Genomic DNA, 26844 nt, shown 5'->3' on the forward strand with positions numbered 1-26844 from the left:
CACCAAAGTAAGTTTAAAGCATAAAAAATCATCATGCTTTGGATATAATAAATAAAGGAACTGAATTTTGAATAATCACAATGGAAGCATTTTTAAGCAATCGCTAGTCGCAAGTGCTTTAGCCGCGATATTATGTATCAATCCGGTCTATGCCGCCGATAAAGTCAATGGTGCAGTTGTAGGCCAGGTCGCACTGGAATCTGGCACTTCACTTGCAAATGTAACGATTAAACTGAAGCACAATGCTAAAGGGATCACTCGAACCGTTACATCTGATGAAAACGGCCGCTTTAACCTAAAGGGATTACCGCGAGGAAAATATACCGCTACCTTTTCTAAGGCGGGTTATGATTCTGTAACCGATACCGCTGTGACAGTCACTGCAGGGAGTAGTCTCACTTTCAATGTTGAATTATTGCCTGAGAGTGATGTGGAACGTATTCAAATTGTCGGTGCATCAATCCAAAGAATTGACATGGCGAACAGTCAAGATGCGATCCACCTCTCAGCTGAAGAGTTAGATTCTTTACCTGTTGCGCAAGACTTAACATCAGTTGCGCTATTATCGCCGACAAGTTCTGTTGCGGCTGGAGCTGGTACTTATGGCCGCTTGGCCTCCTTCAATGGCTCGTCCGTTGCTGAGAATGGCTATTTTATGAATGGCATGAATATCACCGATATTCGCAAAGGCCTTGGTAATGTCGCCTTTCCATGGGAAGCTATCGCGCAAACCAGTGTGATTACTGGCGGTGTTCCTGCTCAATATGGGCAATTTATCGGTGGAGTGACTAACGTCACCTCAAAAACCGGCACCAATGAGTTTGAGTTTGGCGCATCGGCCATCTACACCCCTGGCGACCTTGCTAGTCAAGCCCCTGATATTTGGCGCTATGACAATGATTTAAACGCCCAAAGTGAGCATGATCTTTACCTCAGTACATTTAATGGGGAAGACTCAATCACCACCCAAAACTATAATGTCTGGGCCAGTGGGCCTATCATCGAAGATAAATTATTCTTCTACGCACTACTTAACCCGAAGCGTAAAGAAACTCGCTACGCCAATACCTCAACCATCACCAAAAAAGAAAAGGACTACAATTATTGGTTTGCCAGTGTCGATTGGTACTTAACTGAAAACCACAGTTTTCTTGTAACCGCTTTTAGTAATGAAACAGAGCAGGAAAAACGCAATGCAGATTATAACTATAATCCTGCAGGTGGCGATCAGTCATACCGAGATGGCGATTGGAGCGATGCTTCGGTGTACAAATCAGGTGGTTCTATGTGGTCAGCGAGTTATACAGGGCTTATCACTGACGATCTCACTATTACCGCTCAGTACGGTGTTACAGAGCAAGATGAATCGAATGTCAATCCACGAAACGATTTAAGCGCAGTTTATGACCGCCGCTACAACAGACGAGAAAATTTGGGTGACTGGGTCACACGCACAGGTACAACAAACACGCAAGACGAACGCACTCAGTATCGAATCGACGCCGAATGGATTGTAGGCGATCATGCCATTAGTTTTGGCTATAGCGATGAAAATATCACTACCGATGATGTTTACAATTATTCAGGCCCGAATGGGATGTATTATTACCTTTACGATGCAGACCAAAGTGATGTTAATCGTTACCCTGAACTACAACTTGGTGTTGAGTGGGCTTGGTCTAAAGAGTTTAGAAAATCAGGCAGTACAGAACAAAATTACCGCGCAGTTTATATCGAAGATATATGGTCAGTTACTGACGAAGTCACTGTTAGCCTAGGGGTGAGAAACAGTAATTTTGACGCCTATACGGGTGAAGGTGAAAAATATGTCGATATGACAGATCAATGGGCACCACGCATCAGTATTAATTACGATCTGTTTGGTGAAGGGCACACTAAGCTATTTGCCAACTATGGCCGTTACTTTATGCCTATCTCACCAAATACTAGCGTGCGTATGACGGTACCTGAAGTAAACCAGCGCCATTATGCAAAACTCATTGGATTTGATGAAACCACCAATACTCCTATCACTGGCGAAGATTTCAGGTTTAGTGACTATGGCGACGGAACCATAGCCCAACCCGCATCGACTTTTGTTAGTGCTGGTGTTGATCCAATGTACAGTGATGAATACTCGATCGGTGCTCAGCACACAATAAACGAAGACTGGATGGTTGGTATTCAATTTAAGTACAACAAGTTACTCTCTAGCCTTGAAGACACTAATATGTCTTACGCTATTAAGCAGTGGGCAGCGGCTAACCCCGTAGAAGCTGATAAGCTTAGAGAGCAAGGACTAGATGTTGATTCAAATAACTTAGCACTAGTGCTCAATCCAGGCCAAGACGCCAAACTTGCCTACGATATGGACGGCGACGGTTCTGTTGGTAGCAGTGAGTATGTTAATTTAGGTGATCTAGGTTTACCGAAAGCTGAGCGCACATATAAAGCTATTGAGTTAACTCTTGAGGGCAATCCTAATGAAGATTCTAGAATCAATTTCTCTTATGTTTATTCTGAATCTAAGGGCTCGACAGAAGGTTTAGTCAGTGGCACGGATGTGCAGGCCGATCCTGGTTGGGCTTCAGCCTTTGATTACCCGGAACTTGAAGATAATGCCTATGGTTATACCTCTAATGATATGCCGCATAAATTCAAGCTTTACGGCAGCTATGACGTCACTGATTCACTGAGCTTAGGTTTTAATGCTTATGCGCAAGCAGGCCGTCCAATCAACAAGCTTGGATACCACCCTATTGATGCCGGTTCTTGTGCACCAGAGCTTGATGTAACTGACTGCGACGAACGTAATGGTGAAGAGTTTTACTTCCAAGGCGAGGACTCTCCTCGTGGTAGCCATGGTCATTCAGACTGGGTGTATAACCTAGATTTAAGTGCGGCTTATTATGTTGATATGGATGATTACGGCCAACTGAAATTTAAAGCATCTGTCTACAACGTATTTGATTTCGATACCCCTACATCTTATAACGATGTTGCTGAACTGGCACCCGATGATGAAGGTGTTAGTGAACTGAACCTTAATTACCGTTCACCAACAGCATTTCAAACTCCACGTTATGTTCAGCTGAGCGTACGTTACGATTTCTAATGGGTTAATACATTTTCTTCCCTTAATGTAGAAGTCTAGATTAAAAAGGCAAAGCCCAATACAGACCTATAGCTGTATTGGGCTTTTTTGTAGTGATTGCAGACATACTGCTTCATTCAGTTATGGAACACCTCTTCGCTTAATCAACCAACACAAAAAAGCCGCGACCCAATCGGGTAGCGACTTTTTCAGCTAAACCTTATACCAATCAGTATAACAAGTTGATCTACTCAGAGCGTTTTTGGCACGCTAATTCAAGGCGAATAAATGACATAATGGTTATTCCCTTATGAGTTTGTTCAACGCAGAAGTAGCAAGCCAAAAACACTCCTAAAGGCGAGTTTTAGCGGCTTTGATGCTGCGTTAATGAATTTGAACGTAGAATAACTATGATCTTCATTCATTGCCTTACCTCAAAGTCGCTAAACTCTCGCTGAGCGATCAAATCTTTATACTGATTGGTATTAGCGCTTACAGCACAGCAGACTCCCAAGGTGTGCGGCCACTCATATCATCAAGGTTATATGGCGTTAATTGGTAAACATAATAATTAAGCCAGTTGCTAACAAGCAAACTGCCATGGCTGTGCCAGCGGGCAATGGGCTGTTGAGTTGGGTCATCATTGCCAAAATAGTTTTGTGGTATTTCAGGTGATAAGCCTTGCGACAAGTCTCTTTCATACTCATCTTTTAAAGTCGACTTTTGATACTCTGGATGCCCCATCACGAACAAGTTGCGGTTGCTTCGGCTAAGTACCATATAGGCACCCGCTTCATCTGATTCAGTCAATACTTGTAGCTCAGGGTGCGATCTAAGTTGTTCAATATCCATCTCGGCAAAGCGAGAATGAGGCGCATAAAACTCATCATCGAAGCCGCGCAATAAAGGAAAATGTTCACGGGTTCTTTGGTGAGCAAAGACGCCAGAGCGTTTGCTGGTTAGCAAGCTGCGATTTAAACCATATAAATGATAAAGCGCCGCATGAGCAGCCCAGCATAGAAATAGTACTGAGGTGACATGTTGCTGCGACCAATCTATGATCTCTCGAATATGATCCCAGTAGGAAACATCTTCAAACTCAATCTGTCCTAACGGTGCACCGGTGATAATAAGGCCGTCATAGTTTTTATTTCTCACTTGTTCAAAATCACGGTAAAAATTATTCATGTGATCAATCGAAGTGTGCTTGGACTCTTTATCGTGAATTCGCAGCAGATCAACATCGACCTGCAGCGGCGTATTGCCTAATAAACGTAATAGCTGCGTTTCAGTTTCAATCTTGTTAGGCATCAGATTGAGGATCAACACCCTCATCGGACGTATATCCTGATTCGCAGCGCGCGTTTCAGACATTACAAAGATGTTTTCCGACTCTAAGATCTCAGCAGCTGGCAAATTATCAGGGATTTTAACGGGCATACAGCGCCTCTTATTCAATTAGAAAAATCAAACAGAAAAGGCGCCGATAAAAAGTAGTAATCGAGTCGATTATTACCGTGCCACTTTCTGCAATAAAACTGATATTGGCTCTGAAGAGTCTAAATCAATTCTGTAAGCTTGTTCGTTGATAAACATGAGTTTGTCATTAAGGGTAATACGAGCCCCGACGGTATAAGTATGCCCAGCTTCAAATTGATCTCTGTTGATCAAAAACTGAAACGGTGTTGGCGTACTGACATCACTGCGTTCGAATTCTGCTATTACAACCGCTGGCGCATCCATCAAAGATACGTCCTGTACTTTAATTGATATAACCGCTTCTGGAGGCAAGGCGATACGCGCTTTGTACCAAACCTCTCCTTGGATTTCGACCATGGCATTAGAGGTCGCACAACCAGACAGAAAACTCGCCGCTACAATAAAAGATAATAAAAATTTAAAGCAGTTTTTCATGTTAACGCTCCTAATAATACATCAAGACTTCTAGAAGTCTATATGTCCACACTTGAAATTTGTATGACTTCACGCTGTATATCACTGCCACAGGCTGCCATTGCACCATTTCACTGAAGAGAACTCGGCACCCTTGTCACAGCAACAAACAATTAATCTTGTTCTAATACACTTAACTTCCTATGATAAGTTACCGATTCGAAGTCGAATACCTTTATGACACAAGCAACTGCAATAATTGTCGGCGCTAGCTCATTACTTAGCCGTGAAATAGCAAAACAGCTTGCTGATGACGGCGTAGAGCTCGCCTTATTAGCCCAAGATCCACAATCTCTTATTGAGTTTAGCCAATCTCTGCCAACAAAGGCTGAGGTTTTTCCATTGCAAATCGATGACCCACAAGCGGTGATTTCGACACTCAATGCAGTGTGGCACTCTCTTGGAGGTGCTCATCTGGTATTGGTTAATACAGGTTTAAACAGTTATGACCCTGAGCTGCCTTGGCAGCCAGAGCAAGATATAATCACGGTTAATGTGCAAGGCTTTTCAGCGATATGCAATACCGCCTTCAGACTATTTCGCGATCAAGGTTATGGTCAATTAGCCGCGATTAATTCAATTGCTGGTTTAAGGGGTGGGCCTAACGTTGCTTACCATGCGTCAAAAGCCTTTGCAGAAAACTATTTCGAAGGTTTAAGTATGCATGCCCAGAGATTGAAACTGCCCATCACCATAACTGATATCCAACTGGGACTGCTTGATAAAGCTGCCCTGCAACAAAGTCGTATTTGGTTATCTCCACCAGCTGAAGTCGCTAGGCAAGTCATCAAAGCAATGCAAGCTGGCAAGCGCAAAGTGTATGTCACTAAACGCTGGCGCCTTGTCGCCTGGCTGACCAAGCTACTGCCTGAGTTTGTTTACAATACTCGCCACTGGAAAACCAAAGCGCAGAAGCGAGCTGAGAAGGCGGCGAAAAAGGATTGACCAATCTTTGGCCCTGTCAGAGATAAACTAAAAAAGGAGCCGTTAGGCTCCTTTTTTATGGGTAGGGATTTCCAAGTTAATCAATACGATTAAAAAGTGTAACCCACACTCACCATATAAACCCATGGGTCGATATCAGTTTCCACGTTCTGTGGAGCATCACCTAAGTTAAAGGTAACGTCAGTACTAATCTGTGCATACCAGACTGAGGCGTTGATCAACCAGTTGTCATTCATTTGGTAGTCTATGCCAACTTGTGCCGCAACGCCCCAAGAGTTTGACAAGCTCAATTCTGAAAGCCCTAAATCCTTAGCATCTTGAGTAAATTCATTATCAAAAAAGTTGGTAAAGTTAACACCAATACCTGCATATGGACGCAACTTAGAGTTGGCATTACCAAAGTAGTACTGCGCCACTAAGGTTGGTGGTAGGTGCTTAGTTTCAGCAATCTTTCCCAGCGATCCTAATGAAATATCGTGAGAAAATGGCGTCGCAGCAAGTAGCTCAATACCAATATTATCAGTAAGCATGTAACCAAAATTAAGGCCAAGCTGAGTGTTATTGCTGACGCTGAATTCGGCAATGTCAGCAACAACAGGACTAGATTCATTCGGTGTCACAGCTGCAACACCTGCACGAACTATAATATCACCAGCTTGGTGAGCTAGCGCAGAAGAGGTAAAACCGGTAGTGAGTAGGGCGGTGGCGATCAAACCAGAAACGATATTTTTGTTCATCATATTACTCCATCAATACAACATGAGCTGCTGTTTTTGTTATCAATATCCTTACATTTGCGCGTAGCCTGCCAGAATACCAGTCGCATTCATTTGATCTAGATCAACGATAAAACCAAATACCCATTTAGAGATACCAAGCAGTGATCGCGATCACATTTCCATAAGGTACATTGAAGTTACAGCTTTAATTTTGGTGACATACAACACGCAAGATCAAAAACTAAGCAGTCAACCCACATCGGCTGAATCACATTTAATCAACATGTATTTGGAAGGTATTTACGGTTTATATCACAATCAATTGGGGGTAATGAGTTAGCCACTGCTTACTCATCATTCTTTGCTCAAAAAGTTGCTTTGATTTGATAGGGTTATGGGAAACTGTAAGTTCGAATAACCTGTCGCAACCAAAAGGGGCATATAACTCTATCTGTGGTTGAGTTGCACTATTAAGCGTAGCTGCTACGGCTGTTTCTTTTTCAGGCCAATAACTCATAGCATCAAGACAAGAATGGTAAGCCCTATCTCGATTTTTCAGATGCATTCTCGCTTGGTTCTTTACCGACCATGGGTAGTGCGGGGCTATCGTGTTGAGTTGATCTTGATAGAGCTTATCTTGGTCAGGATTTAGGTTATCTGCATCAAAGTAGATAAGGTCAATATCGTTTAAGGGGCGAGAGTTAAATGCGTGTAGTTTATCCCATAACCAAATTACGCACAAAGCCTGCTGCCAGCATCCATTGAGGAAGGTTGAGACTTTCTGCTATCAATAATGCTTGATAACGATACTTATCTTCCTCTAACCATTTAATAATCTGTTTACGGGGCTCAAACATAACGACTAAAAACTCTGTTGATGGCTAACAGTTTAGGGCTGTTGATCTTTCACGGTTGTTTTTGCTGCAGTTTATTGGCTATTTTGACAAGGCGGAGGTTATGAAGTTTGGTTACTCTCCACAAATAACCTACAACACAAACAAAATAGCCAAGAATCACAGCCCTTCGGCTTCGTTTCAATGCTTTTATTCCTTTATGACTAGAATGCGTTACCAGCTTTTCGCTTAGCCAGCTAAGCCTTGTACTAAAATCATTATTCCTTACGGTAAATAATCGAACAAAAACTAAGCTCAAAAGATCTACAGCCGCTAACTATTAAAAGAAAGGCAATAAAAAAGGAGCCGCAGCTCCTCGATTAAATTATCGATTTACCTCGGTGCAGGCACTGCCTTCATTAGCACTTCGGTCGTGAACTTGTCATTGTTGATGACAGGGAAGCGATCATAGGTTTGGAAAATAACCTGCCCTTTATAATTGATCATCGCGACTACACCGTAGTTAATAGAACTATCAATGGTTTCTGCTGGTAGCAGAAACTTAAAAGGCACGGGTGCTCTGACAATATCAAAACTTTTTTGCGCAATTATGGAGCCAGGTGTATCAAAATCTATAATTGCTATTGTAATAGAGCTCCCCTGCGGTAGCGCTATTTTCTCCAGGTAACCCGCTGCGCCATTGACCATGACTGGTGGCACATCTTTAACCGTTACACAGCCTGTCAATGCAATTAAACACAATAAAACAGCCCACTTCTTTAATGCAGTAATCATTATCTCTTCCTGAATATCAAATTCAACACTTCTGTAATTATCTATTTTTATCGGTCATACGAATAAGGCCTTCTTGGGTTGCTGATGCAACTAACTGCCCCTGCTGATTGAAAAACTTTCCAGTAACAAAGCCACGTCCACCACTCGCGTTTGGGCTTTCAATACTATAAAGCAGCCATTGACTTAAATCGAATGGTCGGTGAAACCACATCGCATGATCGATTGTTGCCATCCGCATACCTGGCGTTAAAAAGGACACACCATGAGGCTGAGCAGCAGTCACCAAAAAGTTAAAGTCTGATGCATAAGCAAGCAGATAGTCATGCACACAGAAGTTCTCAGGTACTTTACCGTTTGCTCTTATCCAAACATGGCGTACAGGCTCTGTAGCTTTAGGTGCCATTGGATTACATGGGTCAACCAAACGCATCTCAATTGGGGTATCTGCCATGAATTTTTCTAGCATTTTGGCAGGCACTTTATCTTGTAATGTCATCGCCAACTCTTGCTGATTAAGCAACCCCTCAGGACCTTCAACCTCAGGCATTTTAGCTTGATGATCATAACCTTCTTCAAATACTTGAAAAGAACAGGTCATATAAAATATAGGTCGACCTTTCTGGATAGCTTTGACTCGGCGAGCGCTAAAACTGCCGCCATCACGCATTATTTCAACGTCATAGACAATCGGTAACTTTTCGTCACCGGCACGTAAGAAGTAAGAGTGTAAAGAGTGCACCTTGCGATCAGGAGAAACGGTCTGCTTGGCGGCGCTTAATGCTTGCCCCATAACCTGACCGCCAAACACATGACCAAAACCTAGATCTTGGCTTTGGCCTCTAAATAACCCTTCCTCTATTTGCTCTAAGGAAAGTAGCGCGAGAAGATCGTCTAATACCTGACTCATCGGAACCTAAAAGTTGTGACTATTCGTGCTAGCTTAACTCAAGTTCCCCTCGCCTCGCTAGTGTTACTCTAACTCAATATCTCGTTGTTCAGCAGAAGCTTTAGCCCAAGCAAGCACCTGCGCTTCGCCCGATGACCGACTGCGATAAGGCTTCGCTCGATGGATATCTCCCCAACGGCTATGAATAATCTCAGGAGTGCACTCTTCAGCGGTAAAGCGGCTGGCTGAAAATTCAATGATGCCTGCCTCACTGATGCTACCGGCAGCTGCGAATAGGTGTTTACCTGATGGGCATTTTGCACTGCATAAATAAAGCACTGCCGATAGCGCGGTTGTCTTTGAAAATAGAGGTCTAACGGTCGGTGCTAAGTGTTCGGCCGTCATTTGAGTGACAGCGTGAGGTGTAATAGTATTAACCGCGATATCGAACTCTTGCCCCTCTAGATGAAGACTATTCACTAGCCCTATCAAGGCCATCTTACTGGCACTAAAACTCGTTTCATAGACATCACCAAAAATTGAACTGGCACAGGTCATAATGATACGGCCGTAACCACCGCGCTTCATAGATGGCCAAACTGCTTTGGTCATGTTAAAGCTACCGTTTACATCTACATCAAATTGACGCTTCCAAGCCGACTCACTTAACTGTTCAAATGGACATGAACGGTGAATTCCAGCATTGTTGATGAGTATGTCTACTTTTCCCCAGGTTGATATCACGTCATCAACCATAGCGTTAACAGCGGCGGAATCACTGATATCGAGGCAAAAAACTTGTACATCTCCACCTAGGGTAGTGATAGCTTTGGCACAACTTCGTAGTCCCGAGTCTTTGCTTGAGAGTGGCTCACTATCTATAATGACCACCTTCGCACCGCGCTCTGCTAAAGCGATCGCATAAGCTCGTCCTAAACCCGCTGCGGCGCCAGTAACAATGGCAACTTGCTCTTCAAAACGCATGTCCTTAGCCCTCAAACATCTAAAATTTTGGTTACACACTCAAGCGGCTTCAATACACTAGGTTTGCAGTGCTGCGAAGATACGAGCTCTCTATGAGGCTCGTAATCACTTTCCATTTATTAAGATTTGTAGTTACAAGTGGTTTGGATGTAGGCCACTTCCCTGTAACACAAACAACAGCTTATAGTATTTAGAAGCGAATTCTGAACAAATACATTTAAGCACGTTGCTCAATATTGCATACAATACTAGGACACAAGTGTGCGCTAGATCTAAAATTTCAAATGGCTAAGCAGACCAGAGCCTTAAGTTGACAATAATGTTAACTTCGACGTAATGGGTGACAGAAAATCCACTTTTTAGATGCCGCTAATCTTGCTATCATATGTGATATACCTCCTTTTGTTACATTGCAATCAGTCGATGTATCTCTTTGTAAAGTAAAAGTAAATAATGAATCCTTGGATATTAGCAATACGCCCTCGTACTTTACCTGCGGCGATAGGACCTCTTTTGGTCGGCAATGTTCTAGCGTTACAGCTAGAGCAGTTTAGTTGGTTTATCGCGATAACATCGATGCTTTGCGCTGTACTATTGCAGGTCGCAGTTAACTTAGCCAATGACTATTTTGATTATAAAAGCGGTGTAGATACAGATGAACGCTTAGGTCCAGTTAGAGTCACTCAGAGTGGGATGTTATCGCCAAATGCAGTACGTAATGCCATGGCTTTATGTCTAATACTTGCATTGATTGTGGGCTCGTTCTTAATCGCTCATGGTGGCTGGCCAATAGCATTTCTTGCAGTAGCGGCAATATTAGGTGCTTTAGGTTATAGCGGCGGTCCCTATCCTCTCGCCTCCCATGGTTTAGGCGAAGTCGCTGCATTCGTATTTTTCGGACTGGTTGCTGTCGTTGGCAGCTACTTTCTACAAGCTGCTGAAACTAGCAGCAGTGCTTGGTTGCTCGGTTCTGCCATTGGCTTCTTAAATGCAGCCATCATGCTGGTCAATAACACCCGAGATATGGAGACTGACATTAAGGCAGGTAAAAAGACTTTGGCAGTACGCCTTGGTTTAGCGCAAGCGCGTATTTTTTATCAAAGCTTTCTCTATCTGCCTTTTGCGATCATAATCGCTGGCTTTTTAATGGGTGTACTGCCTGGTATGCCAGTACTACTCACCGGGTTAGCTTTCATCTTAGCCCGCACTTTGTGTAGAGACTTTAACGAGGTGACAGGCGCAGCGCTTAATCCTTTACTTGGACGTACAGCAAAGCTTACGATGATCTTCAGTGCCCTATTTAGCATCGGACTGATCATTAATTTGCTTAGTTAGCACTTGGTTTTATTACGCACAAAAAAGCCAGCTAAGTGAAGACTTAAGCTGGCTTTTTTTATTTCACTTACGATACCTGAGTTACTCGTATCCGTATTTGGTCACTTCAGACCAGTTTTTATCGACATCTTCTTTAATAAACTTCTTCTTCGCTTCAGTTAGCTTTTCAAGCTCAATTCCAACGGCTGCGTGGGCAGAGGCTTTACTACTGATATCTGGATAGTTAACACTCTTCACATCAAACTTTTTCAAAATTTCATCGAGAGATGTACGGGCATATTTTACTTGCCTTAAAGCCATATCCAATAGCGCATTACCTTCTTCAGGATTATGAGCATACAAACCATGTGAGGCCATCGCAAAGTCCCAGCGCCATTGAGAGTGACGAATAGCCATAATGGCATCATTCATTACAGGCCATGTCGCTCCAGCATCCCAAGCAGCGGCTGCTTCATAGTGTGCCTTAACTAATAACCCTTCAACCTTACGTGCTTTAGCGTCGATCGTTGCTTTGTTTTTATCGAGTGCACTAATGATTTTCTTCTCACTCTTGTGACAGCTTTGGCATACCTCATCAAAGTGGTTCAGTGCTTTACTTACCTTATGGCTAGTAAAGCTATTGCCCTGCTCATCGGTAGTTTCTGGCATATGACAAGTAATACAGGTAACACCGGCCTCAGCATGTTTACTTCGACTCCAATGCTCAAACTCTGGATGACGTGCCTTTAAGATAGGTGTTTGAGATATAGGATGGATCCATTCATAGAAACGACGGGTATCATAGTACTTTTCAATATCATCGACATTATTGCCAAAGATCCATGGGATATTAACTTTATTGCTACGCTCTGGTTGAAAGTAATAAGTGACATGACATTGGCCACAAACCTGTGCACCCTTCATGTTGTTATTCTGCTTATCAAAAGGAAGATGTACTTTAGCCATCGCATCCTGAGCATGTGGTCGCGGCAATGCTAGCTCAGCCTTACCATCTACATGGCAATCCGTGCAGTAAACGACACTATTGACCTCTTTACCCACTTCCGTGAAGTTCTTCGCTGAAAAGCCTTCAATCCCCAACTCATTCATTAACCGCGGAGCATCAGGTGTTTTACACGTCCAGCAGCTGGCTGACAAACCTTTATCTCCAGCTTTAGGTGGCACGCCTGTGCGTAGAGTATGAGTGACATCAGCTACCGCAAAATGATGGCCTCTAGGACTGTTGTACTCTTTTGCAAAAGAAGATCCAGCCCACAAAATAATGGCAGCAGGATAACTTGCCAACATATCTTCACGCTCGGTCTGCTCCGAAGTTTCCAGCCAGCTCTTATATTGAACGGGGAATTTCTGTTTTAAGCTCACATCACGGGCCGCTTGCTCTTTGGCTGCAGCACTTGGCTCTGACGCTTGGGTCAAACAGGCCGTGCAAAGAAGTGACACTAACCCTACTGTTTTAACGACATTTACTAGCATTTTTACGCTCATCTAATTCTCGACTTTCCTGACTAATATTTTCTATTTTTCATCTAAACAACATAGTTGAATTCGGATTAACAGCACTATCCTGGTCGGCCATCGATGCGCGGCTTGGACAATATTGAAGCATAATTAAAAACAAACATCGCAAAAGCTAACGACCAAAATGCTCCGGCTAACCACAGCCATAATTGATAATAATCGGGTGCGATAATCGGCATTAAGGACCTGAGCACTGCTGCGATAGGTATACATAAAAAGGCAACTGCCATCCTAGGACCTTCATAGATATTTCTACTTGTATGACCTAGGGATACTCTGGAAATCATCGACAAACAAATTCCAGCCAAAGTGCCTATTGCAAACAGGTGTATTAAATGGCGGTAAGCCATAGAGTCATCGATATTGGCAGCAAGTGCGAACAGGGTAATTGGCAAGAATAAATAAGCGATATGCAGTGACCAAAGCATAGGCTCTTTTAACGTTTTATGGGGGAACCAACGCAACCAACGCCCAAGATGCAACACACCAGCAAGCATTAATAACCCCTGCTCAATGTCCTGAGGCAGCACTTTAGTCATTGCTTGAATGACTAAAGCTATCATTACCACAATCAAGCTTTTTTCTAACAGAGCGATTGGAGTTGGTTTCGTTTGCTTGATCCTTATCGCGGTGAAAAATGGAATAACACGACCACCAACAATAGTGATGAGTAAACCTAACCACCAGATCATCGCTTGCCAAATTTGTAGGCTAAGGGAGAAATCTCTGCTACTTAATGCGTAATAACTAAGTAAGTTTATCGATAATGCCGCAAACAACATAATAGGAAAGCCGATATTGTGCCACTGCTTAACCTTGTAGATACAGCGCCACAGCTTGATAGCTGTTAGTCCAATAAACAGAGAATCAAATATCGCTGGCAACCATAACGGAATTGAAACTGGCAGCAATAACATTATTCTGGCCAGTAGCCAGCAGCCAAACGTCAGCGCCAATGCCCAACCTTTCATGCCAGGTTGGTTGGTCCATGTTTGCACTGATGTGAGTAAAAAACCGCATACTATTGCTAATGCAAAACCAAAAAGCATCTCATGGGGGTGCCACCATAGCGGTACCACTTTTACCCAAAAGTCCGTTTGAAAAAGGCTGTAATCAGGATAGAACCAAGTCACCAACCAAAGCGGTACAAATAACATCGCTACCGATGCACCGCCAAGAAAAAACGGCCTAAAGCCTAATCGAAACAAAGCTGGAATTTTCTCTGTTGCCGCTGGATCATCAATATTTAGCATTGTTAAGCCTTAATCTTTAACAGGTATTTTTAATGTACCTTTAAATAGTATCACTAGTGTATCGAGCAATATTTTCGATAACAAATGATATTGAAGTTGTTTCTGACTTCTGTGAACTATGTAGTTATCTGTCTGATTTAATTATTCCTTTGTAGGTATAAAACATCGAGTTATCGCTCTTTCGAAAGACAGTTAAAAGATTAACTCACAAAAAAAACAGCTAATCGATTAAACTATAATCTGCAGTTTTCATTAGCAAAATCACTAATATCTGTTAAATGTTGCAGAGGAAATAGCTAAATAAGTCTCTAAATTACAGCTCGACGGTTTATATATTAGTCTAGACTAGAAGCAGCAGTTCATATACAAGGATGTATTATGTTAATTCTCACCCGCTCCGTAAATAGTGCGATAATTTTAAGTAATATCTACGATGAACATGGCAACTCGTTAGGTGAAATCGAAATCAACATTTTTAAGGATAATCGCATCGGCGTAAAAGCCGATAAATCGATTGATATAGTGCGTGCAGAAGCACTCGATGCAGAGCGAAATTGACAAGACTCTAAAGAGTACTTAAATAATCGTGCGCCAGAGTATACGAAGTGTATTTACACCCATCCGACCTGAAAATGCAGGATTCAGTGGGAGTTTAATGGGCTTTAGTCACAGGTTCATTGCTCCATGTTGAACCTAAGCACCTACATCTGACCTCCAGGGATGGAGGGAATGCCTTGAGCATGTCAGGAACATACTAGGCCATGTAGGCGAGGCATTGATTGCGGCTAATGGTCGCTCCTTTGGTAAAATCAATAACACAGAGTAAAGCCCAAGCTTTTTATATAAGAAACACCCATCGAAGAAGGGGTTGTGCAAGCCCACTTCGTTGTTGCGGCAACTTAAAAGGGAATAACCATGTCCACGTTAACGCGCCTAGCATTGAACTAGCACAACACCTCTGAAACAAGCATTTTCAAGTGGGATAGGGATAACGAATTTCTAAGGTCTGTAGATCTTTCGAGCTTAGTTTTGTTCGAATTCCATGCTGTTAAGGCAAGGCTTGAGCAATGATGCTTAGCTAGCAAAATGAAAGCTGCGTTGAGGTTATTTGTAGACAATGACTAAATCCCATTGCATCTACCTTGTTAGAATAGCCAACAAGCTACACCAAAAACAACCATGAGAGATCAACTGCCCCTAGTTTATCTGCGAAGATTGTTATTGCTTCTAGTTCGATGTGCTAGATTAGATAACAAATAGTTAGGATGACTTAAATGGACTAACAATGGTTGAAGCAATAAGAAAAATCCTGGTTCTCTATGCGCACCCCTCTCAAGAACGCTCAGAGATCAACAAGCCGCTCTTTAAAGCGACTCAACATCATGAGAATGTAACCACCGTTGACCTTTACGCTGAATATCCAACATTTAGGATCAACATAGATAAGGAACAACGACGTCTGATTGAACATGATGTCATTGTATTTATGTTCCCGCTGTATTGGTACTCAACACCAGCGATTCTTAAAGAGTGGCAAGATCTTGTACTCGAATACAACTTTGCCTATGGCGCTGATGGTAATGCCTTAAAAGGAAAAACCTTCTTATGCGCTATCAGCGCTGGCGGCAGTGAATCCGCTTATCAACACGACGGTTATAACAGTTTCACTTTAAGAGAGTTGTTATCTCCATTAGAGCAAACAGCTTGCCTTACCGGTATGACCTATCTAGCGCCTTTTGCGCTATTTTGTGCCCGCAGTGCCTTTGAAGAGAATCGTTTGCAATCTCATATCGAAGATTGGCAAAAGGTATTAACAGCGCTAGCTAATGACACGTTAGATATAGCACAAGCCAGTACATTACCGAAACTCAACGAAAACCTATCCACGCTAATAAAGGACTGATAATGACCGCTTACTTTATCCAAGCTTTTATCTATCTATCAGCAGCCGTTATTGCCGTCCCTCTCGCTAAACGATTAGGTTTAGGCTCGGTATTAGGCTACCTCATCGCAGGTGTTGTCATTGGCCCTATTGCCGGTCTTGTAGGCAGTGAAACCAACACCTTGCAACACTTTGCAGAGTTTGGTGTGGTGATGATGCTATTCCTCGTTGGTCTAGAGCTTGAGCCACGTATGTTATGGGATATGCGCCATAAACTAATGGGGCTAGGTGGACTGCAAGTTGCCCTATCAACATTTGTGGTGATGGGAATTGCGCTAACATTTGGTTTGACTTGGACCGTAGCACTTACCGTAGGGATGATCTTCTCATTATCCTCCACCGCCATCGTACTGCAGACCTTTAACGAAAAGAACCTAACTAAAACTGAAGGCGGAAAAAACGCCTTTTCGGTACTGCTATTTCAAGATATCGCCGTTATTCCTATGTTGGCGTTTATCCCATTACTTGCATTGCCAGAGCTGATCGAGAAGGCGCAATCTGCCGCAGCATCAGCTGCTGAGCACCATGAAGAGATGTCTTTAGTTGCAGGGCTACCAGGCTGGGCTTACGGCATTGTGGTGCTACTGGCCATTGCTTCTGTTGTCGTAGGCGGAAACTACCTAAGCCGGCCACTATTTCGCTATGTTGCCAGCTCAAATTTACGTGAAATTTTTACCGCGACGGCGCTAATGTTAGTCATAGGAATTGCCGCGCTAATGAGCCTAGTGGGGCTGTCGCCCGCTTTAGGCACTTTCTTAGCGGGGGTCGTGCTGGCTAACAGTGAGTTTAGGCATGAATTGGAGTCGGTAATAGAACCCTTTAAAGGGCTACTATTGGGCCTATTTTTTATTACTGTGGGTGCGGGAATTGATTTTACAGTGCTCGCCAGCAATATCGGACCGGTAATGGCGATAACATTAGCAGTGATGTTAATTAAGGCACTCGTGTTACTCGTGCTGGCGATGATTTTCAAAATCAAGAATAGCGACCGATGGCTGTTTGCTTTAAGTCTGGCTCAAGCCGGCGAATTTGGTTTTGTACTATTGAGCTACACCGTGCAAAACCACGTCATTCCAGTTGATTTGGCACAAATGTTATCGCTTGTCGTTGCGATATCCATGTTCCTCACTCCCGGACTTTTCATCTTCTACGATAAAGTGATTTTACCGCGTTATGAACAGTCCGAAAACACCCGAGATCCAGATACTATCGATGAGAAGGGCACTGTGATCATCGCAGGTGTTGGTCGCTTCGGTCAGGTTGTCAACCGACTGCTTGTTACCAATGGTTTTAAAACAGTAGTACTCGATCATGAAGCCCAGCAAGTTGAAAATCTGAGGAAAATTAACACTAAAAGCTACTATGGCGATGCAACACAGCCGGATTTATTACACACGGCAGGGATTGCTGAAGCCAAAATGCTAGTCATCGCTATCGATAACCCAGATAGAGCTGTCGAGCTAACTGAATATATCAAGCATACTTATCCTAATGTCATTGTGCTTGCTAGAGCCTTTGATAGGAGCAACCTATACCGCCTGCGTAAAGCAGGGGCTGATTTTATGGTCAGTGAGACCTTCCATTCGGCATTGCAATTAGGTAAACATGCGCTAACAAAACTAGGGGTACACCCCTTTAAAGCAGAGCAACAACGAGCTATCTTTTTTGAAACTGAAATGACCCATAAAGATACACTCTATGAATCTTGGAAGATGTTCGCAGAAGATGATAAACACTTAGTACATTACCGAGATATGTTTATTCAGTTGGAGGAGACTCTTAGTGCAGCAATGAAAGATGAGCGTTATCGTAGCTTTTCAAAAATGGAGCGTGGCTGGACACCACCACCAAAAGATAACCATACTGTATTTTCTCAATCTGAGTCTGATGAAGTCGAAAACTAATACCAATTGAATTAGAAGTTTGACCATTCAGCGGAAATTAAAAACACTGTAGGCAAGTAGTGGGATTTGAGCTAATAGTTTTACCCATTCCCATAGCGAAACATACAGCGTTTTGAACCTCGCACTTCGTGAGGGGCTCTGAACTGGGCAAATACTTAATACAATTGGTATAAGCATAAAAAAGCCCCGGGCTAACTCATTAGCACGGGGCGATCTTATTAAAAACGGCTCTATTAGCTTAAGTTCATCTCTTGAACTTTTTCATGGGCAATTTCTGGAGTAGTAACCACTGGCTTTGAATGAAGATCAGCCTTTAGTTGGCCTTTACGATGCTTTAGTGCCGCATCGAGTTTTTTAGCTGCGCTGGTTATCGCTGGGTACATGACTGGATCTGTATCTGACGATGAAATTCGACTTCCCTCATAATTGGTTCTAATTTCAACCTGAAATTCGCCATGCTCTTTAGCAATGATAATATCAAGTGCGATCAGGGTTGGAAAATGACTCTCTATCTTCGAAAACTTCTCTTGGACATGCTGCCTAACAACATCAGTTACATCAACGTGGTGACCAGAAAGATTTATTTTCATAGGTTTTCCTTTTTACAATGACTTCTTCTAATACATTTGGGGTTAGCGCGCCAAATTACAAGCTTTATTAATAAAAATTTACGCAAATAATTGCTTAAAAATTGTCACTAATCGCTGAAGCCCAGAGCCTATCAGTAAAGTCAAAAAAATAATATTTTCAGTTTTTAATAAATTTGTCATTTTACTATGGTTAAAACATATGCGAATTGAACAATTACTGACTAATGAGAAATAAACTACACTCTCTTAATCAAAATTGCCTCCTACTAATTTAGACAAAAAACCCAGTTTTAGCTGGGTTTTTATCACGCTTTTGACAAATAAATTTAAAATAAATGAGTGCTTTTTATCACATCAAACACTTAGCACTAATTGACTTTACTGACACTAAACATTGGCGCCTTTGGATCGGGCCCTGTAACGGTAAATTTATACGTGCCAGCTTCGGTGATATTCAGATGCATATTAGCGCCTTTTGAGGCTAAAACTTGTCCAACATCAAGTGAGACATTTTCCTGCTCAGCGGCAGCGCCTAAATCAACCGTAGACCAATCACCGGTAGCAATTTTAAATTCATTATCACCCGCCTCTAGCGCGATATCGACGGTGTAGCTAGACATGCCCTGATAACTAAAAGCATCAACCTCACCCCAGCCATTCATGCCACCACGAATGTAAACAGTATGACCAGCAAACATTTCAGCTTTATACACCGTTAAGGTGATCTCATCTCGATTTGATGCGTCGAATATAAACGCATAGGTCGTTGCTTCCTCAGCTTCAAAGGTCATGTTGGCGCCGCTAACAGCCAGCAACTCAGCGACCTCAATGGAAACTGCTGCGTCTGATTCTCCAGAACCATAATCCACTGTCGACCAATCATCTGATGCCACCTTAAACTCATGGTTACCTGCAGCTAATGAAATATCAGCACGATAAATACCGCCGCCCATGTAGGTTAACGTATCGTCGGTGCCCCAACTATTCATGCCACCTCGAATAAACACTTCTGTACCAACAAAAGGCTCTTCGTTGTAGACCTTAAGGATCGGTGTCTCTTTATCAGCGGCATTGAACGAGAAGACATAAGTCGCATCGATGGCCGCGGTAAAATGTAAGTTTGCACCAGCGAGAGTTAATGGCTCATCGATCCCCTCTTCAACTTGAGCTACCTCTGCTGAGAGTCCACCAAAATCAACACTGCTCCAATCAGCTGAGGCAACTTTAAACTCATAATCGCCTGCAGCAAGAGTTATCGCAATTCGATATTCACCGCCGCCAACATAAGTTAATTTATCAGTTTCACCCCAATCGTTCATACCACCACGAACAAAGACTTCGGTGCTACCAAAAGGTACAACATCTGGTGCGCCAACGGTTGCATTGGCTGCTAAACCCGAACCTTGAGCATCTCCCTGCAACTTAACAAAAACGGCACTGGTATAAGCGGGGACAGTAAAGCTACCTTCGCCCTCTCCGGCGCTAAAACTTGCCCCAGTCACTGTAGAGTCAACCGACGACGTTAATGTTGGGTGGAGCTCAAACCCCGCCGCAGTAGGTATAGTATGACTGACTTCATTAGCACTTGCGTTTACCATCACAACCAGCGCATCGACGGCGGGGTCTAAATCGGCTAAGTCTGCGCCATCATCAACACTCATCACAATCACGCCTTGAGTTTGACGCTTACCGACGTTATGAAAACCAACACGCTCTATGATCTCAGCTTCTGTTGTCAGTCTAAATAACGGGCTCTGACTGCGAATGCTTAGGAACTCGTTAAAGACATTAGAAGCCATCTCAATTTCAGACATTGATGCTGCCGCATTTGGATTGGCCGAAATCCCAGCTATCTCCTGCCACTTAGCTTCATTATCCTGTTTCCGAGGTAAACCAACGTTCCAGTTATGGCTATTTTTAGTGAAATCAACCCAGTTAAACCAGTCTCCTGAATCATAACTGTTTCTGTCCATCGATTTCGATCTTAGTAGGTCTCCACCCATTTGTAGGAATGGGATCCCTTGACTGAGTAACGGCAATGTCGCGGCGATATTTTGCACCCGCACACGCTCGTCTAAGCTCATCCCAATAGGATTTTTATATTGCAGGTTATCCCACAGTGTTTCGTTATCATGTTTAGAGACATAGTTAATACTGTCGGCAGGATCTAGAGTGTAAGCCGTTGGTTGGCTATTCCAGCTAAAGCTGCTGCCTTTAGCCGAATTACCGTTAAAATCCTTGAGGATATAGTTCTTGAGATTACCGGCCATCGACAGACGTAAGGTATCTTGATCACGCAGCGCATCATCTGATGCTTCAACTTTAAACAGGTTACCGCCGCGAACACTCTCACGAATGCGGTCGTTAAAGGTGCCCACTTCACTGCCCGCCATATTGGCTTGTGTGGCTTGCTCAAACAAACGGTTATCAGCGACTTCACCGAAGTTCCACCCCTCACCATAGAAGTAGTTATCAGCATCGACCGCTTGCACAGCTGTGCGAGCATCGAGAATACTCTGCTTAGGCATGTGCCCCATCACGTCAAATCTAAAACTGTCAAAGCCGTACTCTTTAGCTAAAATCACCATAGAGTCACTAACAAATTTATCCATCATACGGTGTTCGGTCGCGGTGTTTTCACAGCAAGTTGAACGTTCAATAACACCAGACTCTTCGTTATAACGGTGGTAATAACCCGGCACGAGCTTGTCGAGCACAGAGTTGTCCCAAAGACCCGATGAGCTGGTATGGTTATAAACCACATCAAGCACCACTCTTAGCCCCATGTCATGCAGCGCTTTGTTCATCGCTCTGAGCTCTAATACTCGGGCAGTGCCTTCGCTAGAGCTGGCGTAACTTCCTTCTGGTGCGATAAAGTGATGTGGATCGTAACCCCAGTTAAAGCCATCTAGGCCACGCATAGCTTCAACAATCGCCTGTGCGTCAGCTGAACCTGGTAGGCTGTCTGCTAATACAGTCTCAATGGTCGCAGCCATATCTTGAGTGCTGCAGGCATCCGCTGCATTATCAATTTTTTCACACAACATCCCCAAGGTATCAGTTAACTCTATGCGCTCTGCACTGTCTTCGTTAATACTGGCAATGTCAGTTACAGGTAGCATGTGGAAGTGAGTTAAACCATTCGCCACCAGCTTTTTAAGGTGCTCAACCGGCGCTGTCCCCTCTTCAGTAAAAGCTAAATACTTACCCCGGTTAGCTTTAGAGGTACTTTCATCACGAATACTAAAGTCACGTACATGGCCTTCGTAGATCACCGCATCTTCAGGGTTGTTAATAGTCGCTACGCTATGATCGTCCCAACCTTCAGGCTTTAAGTCATCATCGCTTAGATTAACAAATTGGCTGTAACGTCCATTCGTTGACACATTAAGCGAATATGGGTCAGTTGCTTCAACGGTCTCTAGTTGTTTAGTTAGAGGGTGATACACCGTTACTTCAAAGCGGTAAAATAGTCTATCTAGACTCATATCGCCTTTGAATGACCAGATCCCCGTCATCGCATCAAAACTCATCTCTTCGCTACGATTTAAGCTCTTATCTGCATTGTAGATATTGAGTTTTAACGCTTGAGCCGTTGGCGCCCATACCGAAGTGGTTACACTGCCATCGCTATAGTCGAGCCCTAGTTTAGCTTCATCGGCATCGCTTTCTCCTGCCGTGTAAAGTGCATCTAGCACCTTCGCTGCCTGCACATAGGTCGCAGCCACAGGCACGTCATCACCATTATGGGCAGCGACAACCAACTGCGCTTTGACAATCGCTTTGGCTTCATCAGCTGTTAAATTGGTGCTATAGGCTTTCCAGTGTGCCATATGCGGGATCAGTGCTTTTTGCGCGTCGCTAAGTTCCATTGCAGTTAAGGCCACAGTCTCACTATTGAGGATCCGGTCTGGTTCCGCTTCAACGCTGATATCTGCTTTTTGAGCATAGTGCAGTTTAAAGCTACTAATATCGGCATCATCTTGATCCCAAATGAGTGTGTCAGCATCAAGCCAATGTGCGCTCATTCCTGTTATCGATAACGGTTGTACACCTAAGCTTAATATTGGATATTCAAAAACCGAAGGCTCCCCGTGCAGGGTAAAGTTCATTCGCACAAATGCTTCATCATCTTGCATCAACGGCATGCTTAGGTCGCCATCACCAAGCGCCTTGCCCGAGCCTTCTGTGCCAATATGAATGATGAAGTTACCGCAATCGCTATAACCCTCTTTCAAATTCACAATCCAGTAGGCACCGTAATTGGGATCGATACCATCAATCTGATGACCATTAGCCCAATCGGAGCTATCAAACGGTGCAGCATAAGCGTCACACGTATCGTTGTTCCAAGTGTGCAACCGGTAACCATCATAAGTTGGGTCACTTGGGCTGTTGTCAGCGTCTTGCACATTGTTGTAATACACCACGGCTTGATTGGCTGCGGGGGTAAAAACAGGCGCGGGTAAAGTGGGATCTGCGCCAACAATACACTGCTCATTGTTTTCATCAGGAACCGTTGGAGCTGGGCAACTAATTGGTTCGGGCGCGACACAACTGGTACCAGCTGCATCCGGCACCATAGGTACATTACAAGTCAGTAACACGCTACCAGGTTCTGACGAATCTCCGCCACAACCCGCTAAACTCAACGCACTGATAGTCAGCGCTAAAAGAGAGATATTATTAGAGATCCTCGACATGAGTGATTTCTCCTAAATTATTTAATCGTTGATTTAAGCAAGCCGCGTCTTTTTATTTCTGATTGATGCAACGACTTGCCTGGATTGAATTTTTTACAACTGTCACTACAGCGTGAAGGTCATCCCCAAGTAAAACTCGCGGCCAAAGTACTGCAATGTGCCGGTTTGGCTTTCATTGCCAAAGTAACTTTTGGTGGGTTCGTCGGTGAGGTTATTCACTTGAAATAGCACGCCTACTGCGTCATTGACTTGATATGAGGCTTGATAATCCACTACGGTTTCTGCGGCGAAATTTACTACCTGATTGTTAATCGCAACCTGCTCAGAAACGAACTCATCTCGATAGCGCGCACTCACACGTGTTTCAAAGCCTTCATAGGAGTAAAACAGTGTTGCACTGGCAACATTGTTTGATAAGCCCGGCAGCGATTGCGTTTGCTCATCGCCGCCAAGCGTTGTGGTCGTTTCAACTTCACTTTCTGTGTAGGAGTAGCTTAAGTTCAGTCCAAGACCGTTTAAGCCATCAGGTAGTGCAGTAAAGACTTGGGTATATGCCAGTTCCAAACCGCGTATATAACCGCCCTTATTGTTGTTAACCGCTGTGGTGTAAATGCCATTTGTGGTTTCAATCTGCTCACCACTAACCGGATCTTCAATGCTATCAGGCACGTTAAAACCGTTACCAGCAAAGTCAAAATTGTCGATGGCTAACTTTTCAATGAATGAGTCGATATCTTTATAGAACAATGCTGCGACAATGGCGCCATCTGGTAGGTAGTATTCATAAGAGATATCATATTGATCAGCATAGAACGGCTTGAGAAACGGATTGTTTTCACTCGAACCATTGATCACGCCGTCATCGCTCACATTGGCACTAGCATCACCCGCTAAGCGGTTGATCGGTGGACGAGACATTACTTTCGCCGCAGCAAACCGGATTTGAGAGTCATTCGTCACCTTAAAATTAAGGTTCAGTGATGGTAGATAATCCGTGTATTCAATACCTTTAATGGTCGGCGCATAATAATTGTTCACAATACCAACACCATCAACAATATATTGAGCACCTAAGCTAGGGTCGCCTTTCACGTTCTCTAGCAGGGTCGCTGACTGGTCAGTATCAACACGACGCAAACCCAAGTTACCGGTAATAGGTAGCTCGCCAAGCTCCATGTCAAAGTTAACCATCACATAAGCAGCTAAGATTTTTTCGTATACTTCGCCACTTTGCAGTACAGACCATGAGTAATTGCTGGTATAGCCTTTAGCATCATCAACTCCATCAGCGTTACCCCAAGTTTGTACTGGTTGTGGCGTCCCCTCAGGGAACCAAGCTGCAAGCGCTTTATCTAAATCAATCGCTAAATATGACGGGAAATAGTTAAAGTCTCCCTCCCAATCAACCACTGTCGTCATGTCATCAGTTAAGCGTAATGGCGGCTCAGTTGCTGAAAAGGCGCCATCGTTGCCGTATTCAAATACAGAACGATCGTTGGAGTAAGTTCTATCTGAGTAGCGGGCGCCAAACTCAATGGAGGCAATGTAATCGTTATCTAGTTCGTATTTAAAATCTAATCGATAGGCTTTAACTTCATCCTCATTTACAAAAGGGTAGATGCCATACTTACTTACCATCACCTTATCGAGATCAGAAAAAGCTTCAGCTTGATTAAAGCCAACGTTAGGCAGGTCTAAGCCGTTTAATTGGTAATTAATCGCTACATTTTCATCGAAAATTGGCGTGCCTAATGTTGCATCTTCAGCGACATTAGCCCACAACAAACCATTTCTAAAATCACTTTTTGCCGCAGAGTAAGAGACGTCGGCGGAAACACTGAAGCTGTCGGTAGCCTGCCAGGTTCCGTTTATGCCAAAGCTGTCAACTTCATCATAATCTTGGTTATCATCGTTGACGATTTCAACGCGAGTATAGCTTTGCGAAGTGCGGTTAAAGTTACCACCGATGACAGCATTTCCATCCAGCACAGGATTAGCTACCGCCGCGTTCGGGCCTCCCAGTTTGACTCGGTAGCCTCGAGCAAATGCTTCGCTATCAAAACGTGAAACAAAAGCGTCAGCTTTCAGGGTAAACGTATCATTAGGCGCCCACTCTATTGCGCCCATATAGCCATTTCGGGTCTCAACACCGCCTAAATGCTGCACTTCAAAACCTTCGCTGATGTACTCTTTAGCAGAGTCAGTGCCTTCTGGGCCATTGCTATCATCAGCCAGCCCATCAACATCCTTAAGGTCGTTATAAGCCAAACCGATAAATTGTGTTGCTACACTGGGTTGCTCTAATCGGGCGTACCCTAAAGCAACACCTAAGGTGTCGTCAAAATACTTGCCTTGATAAGAAAAACTCAGGCGGTGCCCATAGTCCTCGGCGCCATAAACCTCGCTGGCGCGGTCGTTGTACATGCCGCGTACGTTAGCAACAAAACTATGCTGCTTATCAATTGCCAATGGGCTAGCGGTGGCGAGCTCCACGGTACCTGCAACGCCGCCTTCAATTAACGAAGCTTTAGGTGATTTGTAAACGGCTGCTGATGTAATTAGCTCTGAAGGGTATTGGTCAAACTCAATACTACGACTGCCACTCGTTGAGACCTGCTCACGGCCGTTCAGTGTTGAAAATACAAACCCGCCCGACATGCCACGTATATTAATTTCTGCAGCTTGTCCGCCAGTACGTACTGCTGATATACCGGGGAGGCGAGTCAAGGCGTCCGCCATAGAGACATCGGGGAGCGAGCCTAAATCATCACTACTTAACTGCTCTGAGACCGTATCGCCATAACGCTTTTGGTTAAGTGAGTCGATAAGACTGCGGCTATACCCCGTCACCTCAATGCGTTCAATTTCTGGTTCATCTGCATCAGTTTGACTCTTAGTTGCAGGTTTGCTGACTTCTGCAACCACAACCGTAGATTCCGTTTTATTATCTTCTGCTGCTTGGAGGGGCTGAACAAAAAAAGCGCCCCCCACCCCTGCAGCAGCTAGCGCTAATGTTAGAACACTGGGTTTAAAGTGTGACATTGGTTTTCCCCTCGCCTTGCGACTTTTTTAGTGACCCAATGTCTACATATACGACTCAGACTAAGCTGACATTAGGCTTATTTTTAACAGCCATACTAGCCAAGGTTGAATTTTAACCACAACACGCTGCATACGTATTCATAACATTTAAGTAACAACCAACATGGAGGGTGACCACCTAAAGCTTTGACTTTATTAAATTAAATATTCAATAACGCCAAATACCTTCTTGCATAGATTTTAGTGGCCAGTCATTTTTTGCGACATACATCGCAAGCTTTAAACTTTTACATCTAAACGCGAATAAAAATGGTTATCAATAGCGACCAATAGTATAGAATGGCCATC

At 43.6% G+C, this 26844-nt stretch carries 19 protein-coding genes; 6 read left to right on the plus strand and 13 right to left on the minus strand.

Annotated features, from left to right (window positions below):
• Positions 1–67 precede the first annotated feature (67 nt).
• Positions 68–3115: a TonB-dependent receptor gene (locus SWP_RS15195; protein WP_020913441.1), complete on the plus strand. Its 3048-nt coding sequence runs from the start codon at positions 68–70 to the stop codon at positions 3113–3115.
• A gap of 471 nt (positions 3116–3586) precedes the next feature.
• Here the strand turns inward: SWP_RS15195 and metA are convergent, their stop codons facing one another.
• A complete protein-coding gene (gene metA / locus SWP_RS15200; RefSeq protein ID WP_020913442.1) occupies positions 3587–4534 on the minus strand; it encodes a homoserine O-acetyltransferase MetA in 948 nt (315 codons plus the stop codon).
• 72 nt (positions 4535–4606) lie between these two features.
• The gene (locus SWP_RS15205; protein WP_020913443.1) at positions 4607–5008 is read right to left on the minus strand and encodes a YbaY family lipoprotein; all 402 of its coding nucleotides are present in this window, start codon (positions 5006–5008) and stop codon (positions 4607–4609) included.
• Positions 5009–5224: 216 nt separating this feature from the next.
• Here SWP_RS15205 and SWP_RS15210 point away from each other — a divergent pair, with 216 nt between their 5' ends.
• The gene (locus tag SWP_RS15210; RefSeq protein WP_020913444.1) at positions 5225–5992 is read left to right on the plus strand and encodes an SDR family NAD(P)-dependent oxidoreductase; all 768 of its coding nucleotides are present in this window, start codon (positions 5225–5227) and stop codon (positions 5990–5992) included.
• A gap of 89 nt (positions 5993–6081) precedes the next feature.
• On the opposite strand, the gene ompW is transcribed toward SWP_RS15210, so the two are convergent.
• The 6 genes from ompW to SWP_RS15235 form a co-directional block, all read right to left on the minus strand.
• Positions 6082–6732: an outer membrane protein OmpW gene (ompW, locus tag SWP_RS15215; protein WP_044555977.1), complete on the minus strand. Its 651-nt coding sequence runs from the start codon at positions 6730–6732 to the stop codon at positions 6082–6084.
• Positions 6733–7018: 286 nt separating this feature from the next.
• Positions 7019–7453, minus strand: coding sequence for a nucleotidyltransferase family protein (locus tag SWP_RS15220; RefSeq protein ID WP_020913446.1), 435 nt, complete (start codon positions 7451–7453; stop codon positions 7019–7021).
• The gene (locus SWP_RS24770; protein WP_020913447.1) at positions 7428–7568 is read right to left on the minus strand and encodes a nucleotidyltransferase family protein; all 141 of its coding nucleotides are present in this window, start codon (positions 7566–7568) and stop codon (positions 7428–7430) included. The genes SWP_RS15220 and SWP_RS24770 overlap by 26 nt, the downstream gene beginning before the upstream one ends.
• A 369-nt stretch (positions 7569–7937) precedes the next feature.
• Positions 7938–8339, minus strand: a complete 402-nt coding sequence (locus SWP_RS15225) for a YbaY family lipoprotein (protein WP_020913448.1) — start codon at positions 8337–8339, stop codon at positions 7938–7940.
• A 37-nt stretch (positions 8340–8376) separates the two neighbouring features.
• Complete coding sequence (gene tesB, locus SWP_RS15230) at positions 8377–9246, minus strand: acyl-CoA thioesterase II (protein WP_020913449.1); 870 nt, start codon at positions 9244–9246, stop codon at positions 8377–8379.
• Positions 9247–9309: 63 nt separating this feature from the next.
• Positions 9310–10209, minus strand: a complete 900-nt coding sequence (locus SWP_RS15235) for an SDR family NAD(P)-dependent oxidoreductase (RefSeq protein WP_044555978.1) — start codon at positions 10207–10209, stop codon at positions 9310–9312.
• Positions 10210–10662: 453 nt separating this feature from the next.
• Here SWP_RS15235 and SWP_RS15240 point away from each other — a divergent pair, with 453 nt between their 5' ends.
• A complete protein-coding gene (locus tag SWP_RS15240) occupies positions 10663–11544 on the plus strand; it encodes a 1,4-dihydroxy-2-naphthoate polyprenyltransferase (RefSeq protein ID WP_020913451.1) in 882 nt (293 codons plus the stop codon).
• Positions 11545–11625: 81 nt separating this feature from the next.
• Here the strand turns inward: SWP_RS15240 and SWP_RS15245 are convergent, their stop codons facing one another.
• Positions 11626–13017, minus strand: a complete 1392-nt coding sequence (locus SWP_RS15245; protein WP_020913452.1) for an ammonia-forming cytochrome c nitrite reductase subunit c552 — start codon at positions 13015–13017, stop codon at positions 11626–11628.
• A gap of 86 nt (positions 13018–13103) precedes the next feature.
• On the minus strand, positions 13104–14315 hold the full coding sequence (locus SWP_RS15250; RefSeq protein WP_020913453.1) for an NnrS family protein: 1212 nt from the start codon (positions 14313–14315) through the stop codon (positions 13104–13106).
• Between the two features lie 378 nt (positions 14316–14693).
• Between SWP_RS15250 and SWP_RS15255 the strand changes: the two genes are divergently transcribed.
• The 3 genes from SWP_RS15255 to SWP_RS15265 all read left to right on the plus strand — a co-directional run bounded on the left by SWP_RS15255 (position 14694) and on the right by SWP_RS15265 (position 18161).
• Complete coding sequence (locus SWP_RS15255; RefSeq protein WP_020913454.1) at positions 14694–14873, plus strand: carbon storage regulator; 180 nt, start codon at positions 14694–14696, stop codon at positions 14871–14873.
• A gap of 727 nt (positions 14874–15600) precedes the next feature.
• Complete coding sequence (locus SWP_RS15260) at positions 15601–16218, plus strand: NAD(P)H-dependent oxidoreductase (protein WP_020913455.1); 618 nt, start codon at positions 15601–15603, stop codon at positions 16216–16218.
• Positions 16219–16220: 2 nt separating this feature from the next.
• Positions 16221–18161 (plus strand): monovalent cation:proton antiporter-2 (CPA2) family protein, encoded by a 1941-nt coding sequence (locus SWP_RS15265; protein ID WP_020913456.1) that lies wholly within the window; start codon positions 16221–16223, stop codon positions 18159–18161.
• 233 nt (positions 18162–18394) lie between these two features.
• On the opposite strand, the gene hpf is transcribed toward SWP_RS15265, so the two are convergent.
• From hpf to SWP_RS15280, 3 genes are all read right to left on the minus strand, one after another.
• A complete protein-coding gene (gene hpf / locus SWP_RS15270) occupies positions 18395–18751 on the minus strand; it encodes a ribosome hibernation-promoting factor, HPF/YfiA family (protein WP_020913457.1) in 357 nt (118 codons plus the stop codon).
• A 368-nt stretch (positions 18752–19119) separates the two neighbouring features.
• Complete coding sequence (locus SWP_RS15275) at positions 19120–23454, minus strand: alpha-1,6-glucosidase domain-containing protein (RefSeq protein ID WP_020913459.1); 4335 nt, start codon at positions 23452–23454, stop codon at positions 19120–19122.
• A gap of 105 nt (positions 23455–23559) precedes the next feature.
• A complete protein-coding gene (locus tag SWP_RS15280; protein ID WP_020913460.1) occupies positions 23560–26496 on the minus strand; it encodes a TonB-dependent receptor in 2937 nt (978 codons plus the stop codon).
• Positions 26497–26844: the final 348 nt, after the last annotated feature.

Source organism: Shewanella piezotolerans WP3, from assembly GCF_000014885.1.
GTDB lineage: Bacteria > Pseudomonadota > Gammaproteobacteria > Enterobacterales > Shewanellaceae > Shewanella > Shewanella piezotolerans.

Bases quoted from the DNA above. Each gene is read 5' to 3' on its own strand.
- metA (WP_020913442.1), bottom strand. From the start codon at position 4,534: ATGCCCGTTAAAATCCCTGATAATTTGCCAGCTGCTGAGATCTTAGAG.
- SWP_RS15205 (WP_020913443.1), bottom strand. From the start codon at position 5,008: ATGAAAAACTGCTTTAAATTTTTATTATCTTTTATTGTAGCGGCGAGT.
- SWP_RS15210 (WP_020913444.1), top strand. From the start codon at position 5,225: ATGACACAAGCAACTGCAATAATTGTCGGCGCTAGCTCATTACTTAGC.
- ompW (WP_044555977.1), bottom strand. From the start codon at position 6,732: ATGATGAACAAAAATATCGTTTCTGGTTTGATCGCCACCGCCCTACTC.
- SWP_RS24770 (WP_020913447.1), bottom strand. From the start codon at position 7,568: ATGTTTGAGCCCCGTAAACAGATTATTAAATGGTTAGAGGAAGATAAG.
- SWP_RS15225 (WP_020913448.1), bottom strand. From the start codon at position 8,339: ATGATTACTGCATTAAAGAAGTGGGCTGTTTTATTGTGTTTAATTGCA.
- tesB (WP_020913449.1), bottom strand. From the start codon at position 9,246: ATGAGTCAGGTATTAGACGATCTTCTCGCGCTACTTTCCTTAGAGCAA.
- SWP_RS15235 (WP_044555978.1), bottom strand. From the start codon at position 10,209: ATGCGTTTTGAAGAGCAAGTTGCCATTGTTACTGGCGCCGCAGCGGGT.
- SWP_RS15240 (WP_020913451.1), top strand. From the start codon at position 10,663: ATGAATCCTTGGATATTAGCAATACGCCCTCGTACTTTACCTGCGGCG.
- SWP_RS15245 (WP_020913452.1), bottom strand. From the start codon at position 13,017: ATGCTAGTAAATGTCGTTAAAACAGTAGGGTTAGTGTCACTTCTTTGC.
- SWP_RS15250 (WP_020913453.1), bottom strand. From the start codon at position 14,315: ATGCTAAATATTGATGATCCAGCGGCAACAGAGAAAATTCCAGCTTTG.
- SWP_RS15255 (WP_020913454.1), top strand. From the start codon at position 14,694: ATGTTAATTCTCACCCGCTCCGTAAATAGTGCGATAATTTTAAGTAAT.
- SWP_RS15260 (WP_020913455.1), top strand. From the start codon at position 15,601: ATGGTTGAAGCAATAAGAAAAATCCTGGTTCTCTATGCGCACCCCTCT.
- SWP_RS15265 (WP_020913456.1), top strand. From the start codon at position 16,221: ATGACCGCTTACTTTATCCAAGCTTTTATCTATCTATCAGCAGCCGTT.
- hpf (WP_020913457.1), bottom strand. From the start codon at position 18,751: ATGAAAATAAATCTTTCTGGTCACCACGTTGATGTAACTGATGTTGTT.
- SWP_RS15275 (WP_020913459.1), bottom strand. From the start codon at position 23,454: ATGTCGAGGATCTCTAATAATATCTCTCTTTTAGCGCTGACTATCAGT.
- SWP_RS15280 (WP_020913460.1), bottom strand. From the start codon at position 26,496: ATGTCACACTTTAAACCCAGTGTTCTAACATTAGCGCTAGCTGCTGCA.